We start from the raw sequence: 13,280 nt of genomic DNA on the forward strand, positions 1-13,280 counted from the left end.
ATCCCCTTGGCCGCGCGGGATACGCGTCGGCCAAGGTCAACAGGTTAGTAGTCGATCGGGTCGCGGATGATCGGGCAGGTCATGCAATGGCCGCCGCCCCGTCCACGGCCGAGTTCGCCGGCGCTGATGGTGATGACTTCCACGCCGGCCTTGCGCAGCAGGGTGTTGGTGTAGGTATTGCGGTCGTAACCGATGACCACGCCGGGTTCCAGGGCCACCACGTTGTTGCCGTCGTCCCATTGCTCGCGCTCGGCGGCGAAGCTGTTGCCGCCGGTTTCCACCACGCGCAGGGCCGTGAGGTTGAGGGCCTGGGCGACGGTATCGAGGAAGTTGGTTTGTTCACGGCGGATATCGATGCCGCCCGGTTTGCTGTCATCGGGACGCAGGGTGAAGGCGACAATCTGGTTTACCACTTCCGGAAAAATGGTCACCAGGTCGCGGTCGCAGAAGCTGAACACCGTGTCCAGGTGCATCGCCGCACGGGACTTCGGCAGGCCGGCGACGATCACTTTCTCGACGGCCTTGTTCTTGAACAGATTCACCGCCAGTTGGGCAATGGCCTGGCGCGACGAGCGCTCACCCATGCCGATCAGCACCACGCCGTTACCGATCGGCATTACATCACCGCCTTCGAGGGTGGAGTTGCCGTGCTCCAGGTCCGGATCGCCGTACCAGACTTGGAAATCGGCGCTGGTGAACTCGGGGTGGAATTTATAGATGGCAGTGGCCAGCAGGGTTTCCTGACGGCGCGCCGGCCAGTACATCGGGTTGAGCGTGACACCGCCGTAGATCCAGCAGGTGGTGTCGCGGGTGAACTGGGTGTTGGGCAGTGGCGGCAGAATGAAGCTGGAGTGGCCAACGAAATCGCGGAACATCTCGATGGCCTTGCCACCAAAACTGCTCGGCAAATCGTCGCCCGAAACGCCACCGATCAGGTACTCGGCAATCTTGCGCGGCTCCAGGCTGCGCAGCCACGAAGCGGTTTCGTTGATAAGACCCAGGCCCACCGAATTGGCGGTGATCTTGCGCTCCAGAATCCAGTCCAGGGCTTCGGGGATGGCGACGATGTCGGTCAGCAGGTTGTGCATTTCCAGCACGTCGATGTTGCGTTCGCGCATCTTGGTGACGAAGTCGAAGTGGTCACGCTTGGCTTGCGCCACCCACAACACGTCATCGAACAGCAGTTCGTCGCAGTTGTTCGGGGTCAGCCGCTGATGGGCCAGTCCTGGGGAGCAAACCATGACTTTGCGCAGTTTGCCGGCCTCGGAATGTACGCCGTACTTTTCCATGGACATTACAGTGATCCTCCAGATGACAAAAACGTGTGTTACAGAGTCAGGAAGCCGTCGTAGAGACCATAGGCTGCCACCAGGGCGCCCGCGACCACTGCGGCGAAAATCAGCTTCTCGACGTGAGTGAAAACCGGTTTGTTGATTTCAAACTTGGCCTTGGCGAACAGGATTACGCCGGGGGCGTAGAGCAGGGCCGAGAGCAGCAGGTATTTGATGCCGCCGGCGTAGATCAGCCAGACCGCGTAGATCAGGGCCACGGCGCTGATGAACAGGTCTTTCTTGCGTGCGGCCAGCGCACCTTCATAGGATTCGCCGCGCACCGCCAACAGGAGGGCGTAGGCCGCCGACCACAGGTAAGGCACCAGAATCATCGAGGTGGCGAGGTAGATCAGCGACAGGTAAGTACTGGCTGAAAACAGCGTGATCACCAGGAAAATCTGCACCATGGCGTTGGTCAGCCATAAGGCGTTGACCGGTACGTGGTTGGCGTTTTCCTTGCGCAGGAAAGCGGGCATGGTGTGGTCCTTGGCGGCGGCGAACATGATCTCCGCGCACAGCAACACCCACGACAGCAACGCACCGAGCAGCGAGATGATCAGGCCGACGCTGATCAGCACCGCGCCCCAGTGACCGACCACATGTTCCAGCACGGCAGCCATCGACGGGTTCTGCAACTCGGCCAGTTCCGGCTGCGTCATGATCCCCAGCGACAACACATTCACCAGCACCAGGAACAGCAGTACGGTGACGAAGCCGATGACCGTGGCTTTACCCACGTCGCTGCGTTTTTCCGCCCGGGCCGAGAAGATGCTCGCGCCTTCGATGCCGATGAACACCCACACGGTGACCAGCATCATCTTGCGCACCTGGTCCATCACGCTGCCAAGGTCCGGGTTCTTCAGGCCCCAGATGTCGGCGGTGAAGATGTCCAGTTTGAAGGCGAACAACGCGATCAGCATGAACAGCACCAGCGGCACGATCTTGGCGACCGTGGTCACCAGGTTGATGAACGCCGCTTCCTTGATCCCTCGCAACACGAGGAAGTGCACGGCCCAGAGCAGCACCGACGCACCGATCACCGCCGCCGGCGTATTGCCCTCGCCGAAAACCGGAAAGAAGTAGCCCAGGGTGCTGAACAGCAGCACGAAGTAGCCGACGTTGCCCAACCAGGCACTGATCCAGTACCCCCACGCCGACGAGAAGCCCATGTAGTCGCCGAACCCTGCCTTGGCGTAGGCATACACCCCGCCGTCGAGATCGGGCTTGCGGTTGGCCAGTGTCTGGAAAACAAAGGCGAGGGTGAGCATTCCGACCGCCGTAATCGCCCAGCCGATCAGAATGGCGCCGACATCGGCACTCGCCGCCATGTTTTGTGGCAGGGAAAAGATCCCGCCACCAATCATCGAGCCAACAACCAGCGCAACCAATGCGCCGAGTTTCAGTTTTCCGGGAGAGGCAGACATTGCGTGACACCAATGCAGTGGAAGAGCGGGCAGGCTAAGTCTGGTGGCAATTAAAATAACTGACTTGGATCAGTGCATGGGCATATTCAATAATTATCAGCAGAGTGCCATCATTCATATTCTGATTGTCTGTAATGCTTGATCCAGAGGCTTTCTGGCATTTAGTGGATAGTGTGGGTATTTGTTTCGAGTTATGACGCTAGTTGGCGTTCTAGAGTTCTAGAGTTCTAAAGTTTGTTGGTGATGTCGTTTGTGAAAAATGTGTTATTTAGAAAATATATAAATAAACGGATTGTCGTCGACGTTTATATAGCCGATTTGTGCAAGTAAGACGCCTTCGATTGGCGTTATTCAATAATCGTTATTACGCTTCACACGATCCCACGTCACCCTGATGCCTCCCGGAGACGCACAATGTCGCAAGCGCCGCAAAAACTTCGTCTGAACGCCCTGATCGCGCTGGTGGTGGGATCGATGATCGGCGGCGGGATCTTTTCTCTGCCGCAGAACATGGCGGTTCAGGCCGATGCCGGAGCAATCATGATCGGTTGGGCGATTACGGCGGTGGGCATGCTGACGCTGGCGTTCGTGTTCCAGACCCTGGCCAATCGCAAGCCCGAGCTGGAGTCCGGCGTGTACGCTTACGCCAAGGCCGGGTTCGGCGACTACATGGGTTTTTCCTCAGCCTGGGGCTACTGGATCAGTGCGTGGCTGGGCAACGTCGGCTATTTCGTCTTGCTGTTCAGTACCCTGGGCTATTTCTTTCCGGTGTTTGGTCAGGGCAACACACCCGTTGCCATCGGTTGCGCCTCGGTGCTGTTGTGGACCGTGCATTTTGTGGTGATGCGCGGCATCAAGGAGGCGGCGTTCATCAACCAGGTGACCACGGTGGCCAAAATCGTGCCGTTGATCATGTTTATCGTGATTGCCGCCGTGGCGTTCAAGGCTGACATCTTCACGCGGGATATCTGGGGGCATGGCAATCCGCAATTCGGCAGTGTGATGGATCAGGTGCGGCACATGATGCTGGTCACCGTGTTCGTGTTTATCGGCATCGAAGGCGCCAGTGTGTATTCGGCCCGCGCGGAGAAACGCTCGGACGTAGGCCGCGCGACGGTCATCGGGTTTCTCGGGGTGCTGGCGCTGTTGGTGTTGGTGAACGTGTTGTCGCTGGGGATCATGACCCAGCCCGAACTGGCGAAACTGCAGAACCCGTCGCTAGCCTCGGTGCTGGAACATATCGTCGGTCCGTGGGGTGCGGTGCTGATCAGCGTCGGCCTCGCGATCTCGTTGCTCGGTGCCTTGTTGTCCTGGGCGCTGTTGTGCGCCGAGATCCTTTTTGCCACGGCCAAAGACCAGACCATGCCGGCGTTTCTGACCAAGGAGAACGCCAACCATGTGCCGGTCAACGCGCTGTGGATGACCAATCTGATGATCCAGCTGTTTTTGCTGATCACGCTGTTTTCCGCTGGAACTTACACCAGCCTGATTTACCTCGCCTCATCAATGATTCTGGTGCCGTATTTGTGGTCGGCGGCGTATGCGGTGTTGTTGAGCGGGCGGGGCGAAACCTACGAGAACTCACCGGCCGAGCGTTCCAAGGATCTGCTGATAGGTGCCATCGCCCTGGGTTACGCGGTGTGGTTGCTGTACGCCGGTGGCCTGAAATATCTGCTGCTTTCGGCATTGCTGTATGCCCCTGGCGTGATCCTGTTTGCCAAAGCCCGGCATGAGCAGGGCAAGCCACTGTTCACGTTGGCGGAGAAGGGCGTTTTTACCTGCGTGATCAGCGGGGCCGGGCTGGCGGCGTATGGGTTGTACAGCGGGTTGCTGAGTCTATGAAGTTGTTGCTGGCGTACACGCCGCCTTATGACTGGGCGGCAATCTCGGGATTCCTGTCGGTGCGGGCGATTGCCGGCCTGGAGACGGTGGTCGATGGTGTCTACTCGCGCAGCATCGGCCTGAGCGGCGTGCACGGCATGTTTTCGATCCAGCCTGCAACGGCGGATTCACTTGAACTGACCCTGGATTTCCCCAACCCGGCCGCCACGCCTGAGATCGTCGCGCGGGTGCGCAGGATGTTCGATATGGATGCGGACTTGAAGGCAATCCATCGACGCCTGGCGGTTGATCCGCTAATGGCGCGATTGATCGCCGAGCGTCCGGGGTTGCGGGTGCCGGGTGCGTGGGATGGTTTGGAACTGGCGATCCGTGCGGTACTGGGGCAGCAGATTACGGTGGTGGCGGCGATCAAACTGGCTGGCAAATTGCTCGCGCAGTACGGCGTGCCGCTGCGTTCGTCGCTGCCGAGTGTGACTCATGTGTTCCCGACGGCCGAGGTGTTGGCCGGGGCGGATCTGGCCGCGTTGGGCATGCCGAAAAGTCGCGGCCGGACGTTGTCGGACGTGGCGCAGGCATTGCTCGATGATCCCCGATTGTTTGAGCCCGGGCGGGAAAGCGGCGTGGCGCGATTGCTGGCCCTGCACGGGATCGGGGACTGGACGTCGCAGTACATCGCCTTGCGCCAATTGCGGGACATGGATGGTTTTCCCAATGGCGATGTGGGGTTGATCAATGCGTTGGCGGCGCTGGAAGGTGGGCCGGTGACGGCTCGGCAACTGTTGTCGCGTGCCGAGGCGTGGCGGCCTTATCGAGGGTATGCGGCGCAGTTGTTGTGGACAGCGTTGAGTCGGGTGGACTGAGCTGATTCCGGATCTGTGGTGAACGGTCAGGCGCTTTCGCTGGCAAGCCAGCTCCTGCAAATAATCGCGGGACGTGTGCGGACAACTGTAGGAGCCGGCTTGCCGGCGAAGACAATTCGGGCATCACCACTGAGCGTGGTGAGAACCCAATTGCGTCGCCGGCAATGACCACTGCAACGGTGTTCCATTGATCTTCAGCGCAACCCGCAATCGATACGCCGGCCCCCATGGTGTCTGCTCGACCTCCATTCCCTGATCCTTTTGATCCTCCTCCCGCAATGGCTCATCGGACCCGGTCCCGGCCTCGATCAACAACTTTGCCGTTCGCGCCAAAGACAAACGCGCTGAACCACCATGGCCGCCACTCAAACGTTCAGCCAACAAGCGGATCACACTGGCCGCCATCAAATACCCGGTGGCGTGATCGAGGGCTTGCACCGGTAGTGGCGTCGGTTTGTCCGCCTGCTTCCAGCCCATACCCGCCTGCGCAATGCCACTGCTCATCTGCACCAGACTGTCGAAGCCGCGACGGTCTTGCCACGGGCCGCTCCAGCCGTAGGCATTGAGGCAGACGTCGATCAGGCCGGGGGTCAACTGCTGTCTGTAAGCCGCACCATACCCCAGGCGTTCCAGTGCATCGGCGCGGTAGCCATGGAGCAGAATGTCGGCGTCCATCAGCAAACCTTCGAACACGGCTCGATCCGTCTTGTCGTGAAGGTCGAGACGCGCACAGCGTTTGCCCAGGGTGACTTCGGGCACAACACCCGGCTCATCCCAGGTCGGTGGGTCGATGCGCAACACGTTGGCGCCGAGGCCGGCCAGAAACCGACTGGCGATGGGCCCTGCCAGCACTCGGGTCAAATCCAGCACCTTGATGCCAGCCAATGGTCGAGCAACCGAACCCTGCCACGGCTTGACGCGTTGGCTGTGGTTGCGGGTGAACTCAATCAACGGATCTGCGTTGACTGCGATGCCTTGCGGGTGTGCCTGCCATTGATCACGGCTGCGCATCTCGGCGGCACAGCCGCCGGCCTCGACAACAGCCTGCTCCAGATCGCTTTTGGCCCATTGCGCCACTTTGCCTGCCATCGTTGCACGGTCGGCGCAGGTGCCGAGCACGCGTTCAGCCGCGGCACGGTGATGGGGGGCGTTGGTGTGCAGGCGAATCCAGCCATCAAGTGCGGCGTAGTCACCGGCGACCGGATCCCACATCGGCGGAACACTCCAACCGGCTGGACGGATCGATGTCGAGAACCAGAAGGACGCCAAGCGCCGGTCGACTTCAAGGTCCGGCAAGCGTGCGGTTTGTTGGTGCAGCAATTCGCTGACCGCCTGACCGGCAGCGGCGATGCTGGCGCAGGCCAGTTCGGTGACGGCAAATGCCGAGGGCAGGGCGCCGCTGGAGGTGAACGGGATCGGGGTGTGGGGCAAGCCGAGTGCGGCTTGAATGGGCGTTAGCAGATCAGTCATCGAAGGCCCTCCGAAGCGAGAGCCAGATCTTAGATCAAAAACCTTCAGGCCAGATGAAATCCCCTGTAGGAGCGAGCTTGCTCGCGATAGCGGTGGATCAGGTGACATCTGCATTGCAGGTCAGTCAGCTATCGCGAGCAAGCTCGCTCCTACAAGGGGAATCTCGATTACACGCGGAACTGGTCCATCAATTTCATCTGCTGGGTAGTCAGGGCGTTGAGCTGGCTGCTGATCTGCGCCGACTCAGTGGCCTGGCCGGTCAGGGTTTCGGTGACGGTACGGATCGCCGAGACGTTACGGTTGACCTCTTCGGCCACAGCGCTTTGTTGCTCGGCGGCACTGGCGATTTGCAGGTTCATGTCGCTGATCACGGTCACGGCGTCGCTGATTTTGCCCAAGGCCTGCACCGCTTGCTGGATCTGCCCGGCGTTGCTGTGGGCCTGGGTCTGGCTCGAGTGCATGGTCGCGACAACACCGCGTGTGCCGCTCTGGATGCGCTCGATTACCAAGCGGATTTCCTCCACCGAGTCCTGGGTGCGCTTGGCCAGGTTGCGTACTTCATCGGCCACCACCGCAAAGCCGCGACCGCTTTCACCGGCGCGGGCGGCTTCAATCGCGGCGTTGAGCGCGAGCAGGTTGGTTTGCTCGGCGATGCTGCGGATCACTTCCAGCACCGAGCCGATCTGCTCGCTGTTCACCGCCAACGCTTCGACTTCGGTCACCGCCTTGCTGACTTCGTCGGCCAGTTGATTGATGTCGCGGGTGCTGCGCTCGATGATCTGCATGCCGTCGCGGGCCGACTGATCGGCACCTTTGGCGGCATTGGCCGCGTTCGAGGCGCTGTTGGCGACGTCGTGGGCGGTGGCACTCATTTCGTTGGACGCGGTGGCGACCTGGTCGATTTCGCGGAACTGCACCTGCATGCCTTCGCTGGTCTGGCGGGCGATCTCGGATGACTGATCGGCCGTGCCGCGGGCATCGGTGATGCTTTGCTTGATCTGCGCGATGGTCGGTTGCAGCTTGTCGAGGAAGCGGTTGAACCAGCTGACCAGTTCGCCCAGTTCATCCCTTTTGTTGTAGTGCAGGCGCTGAGTCAGGTCGCCGTCACCGCTGGCAATCGCCTTGAGCATTTGCGCCACGCTGTTGATCGGCCGGGTCACGCCCGAGGCGGTAAGCCACATCAGCAACAGGCCAACCACACCGGCAATCACCGCTACCAGCAGGGCTTTGATCGTACCGCTTTGCTGGGCGTTGTCGAGCACCGCTTGCAGCTTGACCGAGTCGGCCAGCAGCACTTGCCTTGGCAGGTCGATCACCACGGCCCAGGCCTTGGCATCGGCAATCGGGCTGACGGGGTACACCGCGCGGATCAGGTCGCCTTGCTGGAGCACTCTTGGCGCGCCACTGCCGAGCAATTGCAGGACGTCTTTGCCGTCCGCGCCGAGGGTATCGCCGATGCTCTTGCCGACCTTTGTCGCATCGACGCTGTAGGCGGCCATCACGCCCGTGCCGGAAACGATCAGCATGTGCCCGGCGCTGTTGAACAGCTCACGTTGAGAGTCGACTGCCGCCGCTTGCAATGCGTCCAGGGCGATGTCGACGCCGACCACGCCGATGGACTTGCCGTCTACCAGCAGCGGCACGGAAATGGTGGTCATCAACATTTCCTTGTTGCCGACGGTGTCGGCGTACGGGTCGAGCAAGCAAATGCGCTTGCTGTCCCGCGGGCAGGTGTACCAGACGTTGTACGGCGTACCGCTGAGGTTCAGGGTGGTTTTGGTCATGTCCTCTTCGACCATGATCGTGTTCAGCGTTTCACCACCGGCACGGCTGAAGTAGGTCGCGAAGCGACCGGACTCGTTGGACTGGCGCGCCGCGTCATCGACGAACTCGCTGTCTTTACCGTCCAGGCCGTTGGGTTCGAACGCCAGCCAGATCCCCAGGACTTTGCTGTTGCGCTCGAAGGCGGTCTTCAGACTGTGGTTCAACTCTTCACGCAGAGCGCCGGGTTCAAGTGAGCGCTTGGCGGCCAGGGTGCGCATGTCCATGATCTGATCGGCAAGGGCGGTCACCACCGTCAGGGTTTCACCGAACGTCTTCTGTACCCGCACCGCTTGCTCGGCCGCCTTGGCCTGAAGCAGGTCCTGCACGCTGGCGGTGAGCATTCTGCTGCTGGAATCGCTGACCAGATCATCGTTCTGATTGGTCTGGTAGATATTCATGCCGACTATCAAAGCGACTACACCTAGCAGGCACAGACCGGACAGCAGGACGATTTTCAGGCGGATGGACAGTGAGTCGAACATAGGGCGAGCTCGCGAATGGATGAAATGTTGGCTGTGAGCCCTTGCGGCTCGACACGCTAAATCCATTTAGCGCCATTCAATACACATCGGCGCGGCGAGGAGGTTGCATGAGGAGGCACCCGACGAACGGTATTGATTGAACGTTTGCGCGGAAGAATATCGCGAAGATCGGATGAAAAACGGGAGTAAATCGCGGGCAGGTTCAGGACGGTTGCGACGAGGATTCAGGGCGTGTCCAGATCCACAGGTTGCCCAGGGCCATCCCGGCAATCGCCAGGTAGATCGGCCAGCCTGGATCGAGCATCACCAGCATGAGACTTGCGCATAACAGCATGCTGACAGTGGCGCTGATTTTTGCCCGGCGAGCGATGATCTTGCCGTTGCGCCAATTGAAGAGGATGGGACCGAACAGTCGGTGGTTTTCCAGCCAGGCGCTCAAGCGCGGCGAACTGCGGGTGGCGGCCCAGGCGGCCAGCAGGATGAATTCAGTGGTGGGCAGGCCGGGGATGACGATGGCAATCAGGCCGATGCCCAGGCTGACGTAGGCCAGCAGGCCGAAGAGGAAGCGGGAGAGTTTGGAGGAGGCGGGCATGGGCTCAAGACAGCACGTGAGGCGGATCGAAATCTAACAGACTGGCGGCGTCCCCTGTAGGAGCGAGCTTGCTCGCGATGGCGGTCAAACATTCAACATTTGAATAGTCTGGCACTCCGCTTCGCGAGCAAGCTCGCTCCTACAGGGGATGGGTCAGGCTACTTCGGTAGCGTAAGCCTGTTCCAGCAACACAGTGAAGCGGTTGAACGCGTCGATGGCGCCTTTTTCCACGTCGGCTTCTTCCTGGGCAGAGAACGCCAGGCCGTCGAGGGTTTTGACGAAGCTCTTCCAGCCTTCAGCGCGACCACCGGCCGGTTCGCCCAGGTGACGGGCCCCGAAGGTTTCGCTCAGGCCCAGGCCCACGGCGCGCTTGATCAGGAACGCCGCGCCGAGCTTGGAACCTTCAGAGACGAAAATCCAGCCCAGGGCTTCGGCCTTGGTCGGGTTGCTCAACGCGCCGGCAACCGGCGTCGGAACTTCGGTGTCGAGGTCCGCCAGGTCAGCCTTGGCGGCGTCGGCGCGGCAGCGGGCCGGCAGGTCCGGGACAATGGCGGTCAGTTCGGCATCGTTGTACAGCGACACCAGTTCCGCCTGGAACAGGTACTGCGCCACCACGAAACGGGCGAAATTGGCCTGGGTTTCGAACGGTGCATGGGCTTTGACCAGAGCATCGAGCTTGGTATGCGGCTCGTGGGTGATCTGGTTCAAGCGTTGCGAACGCAGGTTGGGGCGTTGAGCAGTGTCCTGGGTATTCATGGCAAATCCTTGGAAAAGAAGAGGCGCTTGGTAACGAGACGAACAGAAAGGCACCTGACAGTAAAAATTCCTGCCGGGTGACTTCATGAAATCACCCGGCGAGGCGACCCGAATCAGATGTCCCAGATCAGGTTGACCGCGAAGTTGCGACCCGGCTGAGTCAGGCGATCAAGGTTGGCCGGTTGTGTTACCGAAGCTTCGCCGACGCTGTCGTAGCCGCGCACGTCATCCCACAGCCAGTATTTCTTGTCGGTCAGGTTGTAGACGCCGCCGCTGACGGTCACATCGTCGGTCACCTTGTAGAACGCGCTCAGGTCGAGAATGCCGAAGCCCGGTGTCTTGAACTGGGTGCTGGTGCCATCCGGGGTTTTGAAACTGGTGCTGTCGACGCGATCCTTCTTCTTCACCAGGGTCCAGTTGAGCACACCGCCATAGTTGTCCTGGTCATAACCCAGGCCGAACACGCCGGTCAGCGGATTGACACTGTTGAGCGGCTCGCCGCTGTCGTCGTTGCGGCCGTAGGCGTAGGCCACCGAGCCTTGGGTGTACAGGCCTTGTGGTGCACCGAAGGAGTCGAGGTTCAGACGGCCCTTGATCTCCGCTCCCTTGATGGTGGCGTGCTTGATGTTGTTGCTCTGGAACGTGGTCTCGCTGTAACCGGGCGTGATGGCGTTCTCGTCGATGAAGTCGCGGTACTTGTTGTAGAACACTGCCACATCAAACGAGCCCTGCTCGAAGTTGCCGCGCAGACCGGTCTCGTAGCTCTTGCTCTTTTCCGGCTCGAGGTCCGGATTGGGCGCGACCTGATAGCCGCCGGACAGGTTTTCGAAGCGACCGTACAAGGCCTTGGCGGTCGGGGTGCGGAAGCCTTCGGCGTATTGGCCGTACCAGGTGTAATGGTCGTTGAAGCTGTAGGTGGTGCCGAATTTCGGCGACAGGCGATGCCAGGTTTTGGTCTCGTCGCTCACCTCACCATTGCGGCTCTGGTCGGCGGTCGCGAGGAACTCGTCGGTGATGTGTGGCTTGAGTTCGGTGTAGTCATAGCGAGCACCGGGCAGGAACGTCCAGTTGCCCCAGCTGATCTGATCCTGGGCGAACAGGGCGTAGCTGTTGATGGTTGGGTCCGGAAAGTCACTGGCCGGTGTGAGGGTGTCGGCGGCGCTCGGGGCACCGATGACACGACAGGCGCCGGCCACGGTCAGACAGGTGCCGGAACCGGTGCGCAGGCCAGTGACTTTGTCCTGCTTGATGGTGGTGCCATAGGTGACGAAGTGCTCGGTGTCGGCGACGGCAAACGACTTGTCAGCCTGGGCGTCGAATACCCATTGGCGATCCTTGTAGGTGGTGTCGCGGTTACGCAGCACAGTGCGCGACGGCGCATAGATTTCCTCGGTGCTCTGGTCGGTCTTGGCGATCTGGTAGTTCAACGACCACTTGATGTTGTCAGCCAGTGCGCTGTCCAGGCCGAAGCTGTGCTCGATGCCAAAACGTTCGCGGGTGATCGTATCGTTGCCGGTGCGGGACTTGTAGAAACCGAAACCGCGTCCGGCGTTGAACGGGCCGCCCACCGCGCTCAATTGATTGGTGTCGCGGTCGTCCTTGTAATGCTCGTAGGTCAAGCCCAGGCGAGCGTCGTCGGCATAGTTCCAGCCCAGTTTGGCCAGCACGTTGGTGGTGCGCACATCTTCCGGGTTGGCCTCGGTGCGGTTCAGGCCAGTACCGCCGGTTTCGCCGTAGGATTCTGTTTCATGACCATTGCGCTGGCTGAGGTGCAACAGGCCATCGAACTCGCCAGTGCGGCCGGCGACGGTGCCGGATGTCAGCCAGCTGTCATCGGCAGAGCTGTAGCCGGTCTTCAGGCGTGCGCCGACATCCTTGCCGGGTTTGATGATGTCATCCGGGTCCAGCGTGTAGTAGCTGACAGCACCGCCAATCGCGTTGCTGCCGTACAGCACCGAGGCCGGACCGCGGAGGATTTCCACGCGCTTGACGATTTCCGGGTCGACGTAGTTGCGGTTGGTCTGGGCGTACGGGCCGTTGAAGAAGCCGTCGGGTACTTGCACACCGTCGATCTGGGTCAGGACGCGGTCGCCATCGATGCCGCGAATGTTGTAGCCGCTGATGCCGGAACGCTGACCAGCGCCACCGACCGAAACACCGGGCTCGTAGCGCACCAGTTCCTTGATCGTATTGACGTTGTTGCGGTCCAGATCTTCGCGCGTGTAGACCGAGACCGTGCTCGGCACGCTGTTGACGTCCTGTTCGTTACGGGTGGCGCTGATGGTCACCTGATCAAGATTGAGCGCGCTGTTGGTGGTGCGTTTTTCCAGGACGATGCTGTTGTTGCCCAGTTTGCGATAGCTCAGGTTGGTTCCCACCAACAGGCGATCCAGCGCTTTCTCCGGCGGCAACGACCCGCGCACACCCGGCGAGGACACACCTTGTGCCAGCTCCGACGACACGCCGACCTGCCAGCCGGTCACAGCGGTAAAGGCATTGAGCGCCGATACCAACGACTGCTGGGGAATGGCGAACGCGTAATCGCCCATTTTGCGGCTTGACTGTTCGGCGGCGGTGGCGGCCATCAGCGGTGCAGCGCCGGCCATCAGGATGGCCGCAGTCAGCAACGACAGCACGCGGGAAGGTGAAGAGGCTGGGCGGGTAAGGCGAGAGGACATCGATAGCGCTCCGTGTCGCAC

General features: G+C 60.7%; 9 protein-coding genes and 1 pseudogene. 2 read left to right on the forward strand and 8 right to left on the reverse strand.

What is annotated here, in order from left to right; genetic code table 11:
* Nucleotides 1-44: 44 nt before the first annotated feature.
* Complete coding sequence (arcA, locus tag AD668_RS05160; protein WP_053155364.1) at nucleotides 45-1,295, reverse strand: arginine deiminase; 1,251 nt, start codon at nucleotides 1,293-1,295, stop codon at nucleotides 45-47.
* A gap of 32 nt (nucleotides 1,296-1,327) precedes the next feature.
* Nucleotides 1,328-2,755: an arginine-ornithine antiporter gene (arcD, locus tag AD668_RS05165; protein ID WP_053155366.1), complete on the reverse strand. Its 1,428-nt coding sequence runs from the start codon at nucleotides 2,753-2,755 to the stop codon at nucleotides 1,328-1,330.
* Between the two features lie 414 nt (nucleotides 2,756-3,169).
* Here arcD (AD668_RS05165) and arcD (AD668_RS05170) point away from each other — a divergent pair, with 414 nt between their 5' ends.
* Both arcD (AD668_RS05170) and AD668_RS05175 read left to right on the forward strand, forming a co-directional pair.
* On the forward strand, nucleotides 3,170-4,597 hold the full coding sequence (gene arcD / locus AD668_RS05170; protein ID WP_053155368.1) for an arginine-ornithine antiporter: 1,428 nt from the start codon (nucleotides 3,170-3,172) through the stop codon (nucleotides 4,595-4,597).
* A complete protein-coding gene (locus AD668_RS05175; RefSeq protein ID WP_053155370.1) occupies nucleotides 4,594-5,457 on the forward strand; it encodes a DNA-3-methyladenine glycosylase in 864 nt (287 codons plus the stop codon). Before arcD (AD668_RS05170) ends, AD668_RS05175 begins: the two co-directional genes overlap by 4 nt.
* 123 nt (nucleotides 5,458-5,580) lie before the next feature.
* Here the strand turns inward: AD668_RS05175 and AD668_RS05180 are convergent, their stop codons facing one another.
* From AD668_RS05180 to AD668_RS05200, 6 genes and pseudogenes are all read right to left on the reverse strand, one after another.
* On the reverse strand, nucleotides 5,581-6,927 hold the full coding sequence (locus tag AD668_RS05180) for a CoA transferase (RefSeq protein WP_053155372.1): 1,347 nt from the start codon (nucleotides 6,925-6,927) through the stop codon (nucleotides 5,581-5,583).
* Between the two features lie 167 nt (nucleotides 6,928-7,094).
* Nucleotides 7,095-7,850 carry a methyl-accepting chemotaxis protein gene (locus AD668_RS30270; RefSeq protein WP_371259762.1) on the reverse strand — a complete coding sequence of 252 codons (756 nt, stop codon included), beginning with the start codon at nucleotides 7,848-7,850 and terminating at the stop codon, nucleotides 7,095-7,097.
* Nucleotides 7,851-8,000: 150 nt separating this feature from the next.
* A pseudogene (locus AD668_RS30275) lies at nucleotides 8,001-9,299 on the reverse strand (chemotaxis protein); the annotation flags it as partial.
* Between the two features lie 136 nt (nucleotides 9,300-9,435).
* Nucleotides 9,436-9,825, reverse strand: coding sequence for a YbaN family protein (locus AD668_RS05190; RefSeq protein ID WP_053155376.1), 390 nt, complete (start codon nucleotides 9,823-9,825; stop codon nucleotides 9,436-9,438).
* A gap of 153 nt (nucleotides 9,826-9,978) precedes the next feature.
* Nucleotides 9,979-10,581 (reverse strand): biliverdin-producing heme oxygenase, encoded by a 603-nt coding sequence (locus AD668_RS05195; RefSeq protein ID WP_053155378.1) that lies wholly within the window; start codon nucleotides 10,579-10,581, stop codon nucleotides 9,979-9,981.
* Between the two features lie 113 nt (nucleotides 10,582-10,694).
* The gene (locus AD668_RS05200; protein WP_053155380.1) at nucleotides 10,695-13,259 is read right to left on the reverse strand and encodes a TonB-dependent receptor; all 2,565 of its coding nucleotides are present in this window, start codon (nucleotides 13,257-13,259) and stop codon (nucleotides 10,695-10,697) included.
* Nucleotides 13,260-13,280 lie beyond the last annotated feature (21 nt).

The organism is Pseudomonas sp. P1.8, from assembly GCF_001269805.1.
Classification (GTDB): Bacteria; Pseudomonadota; Gammaproteobacteria; order Pseudomonadales; family Pseudomonadaceae; genus Aquipseudomonas.

Bases quoted from the DNA above. Each gene is read 5' to 3' on its own strand.
- arcA (WP_053155364.1), bottom strand. From the start codon at position 1,295: ATGTCCATGGAAAAGTACGGCGTACATTCCGAGGCCGGCAAACTGCGC.
- AD668_RS05195 (WP_053155378.1), bottom strand. From the start codon at position 10,581: ATGAATACCCAGGACACTGCTCAACGCCCCAACCTGCGTTCGCAACGC.
- AD668_RS30270 (WP_371259762.1), bottom strand. From the start codon at position 7,850: ATGCAGGTGCAGTTCCGCGAAATCGACCAGGTCGCCACCGCGTCCAAC.
- arcD (WP_053155368.1), top strand. From the start codon at position 3,170: ATGTCGCAAGCGCCGCAAAAACTTCGTCTGAACGCCCTGATCGCGCTG.
- AD668_RS05175 (WP_053155370.1), top strand. From the start codon at position 4,594: ATGAAGTTGTTGCTGGCGTACACGCCGCCTTATGACTGGGCGGCAATC.
- arcD (WP_053155366.1), bottom strand. From the start codon at position 2,755: ATGTCTGCCTCTCCCGGAAAACTGAAACTCGGCGCATTGGTTGCGCTG.
- AD668_RS05180 (WP_053155372.1), bottom strand. From the start codon at position 6,927: ATGACTGATCTGCTAACGCCCATTCAAGCCGCACTCGGCTTGCCCCAC.
- AD668_RS05190 (WP_053155376.1), bottom strand. From the start codon at position 9,825: ATGCCCGCCTCCTCCAAACTCTCCCGCTTCCTCTTCGGCCTGCTGGCC.
- AD668_RS05200 (WP_053155380.1), bottom strand. From the start codon at position 13,259: ATGTCCTCTCGCCTTACCCGCCCAGCCTCTTCACCTTCCCGCGTGCTG.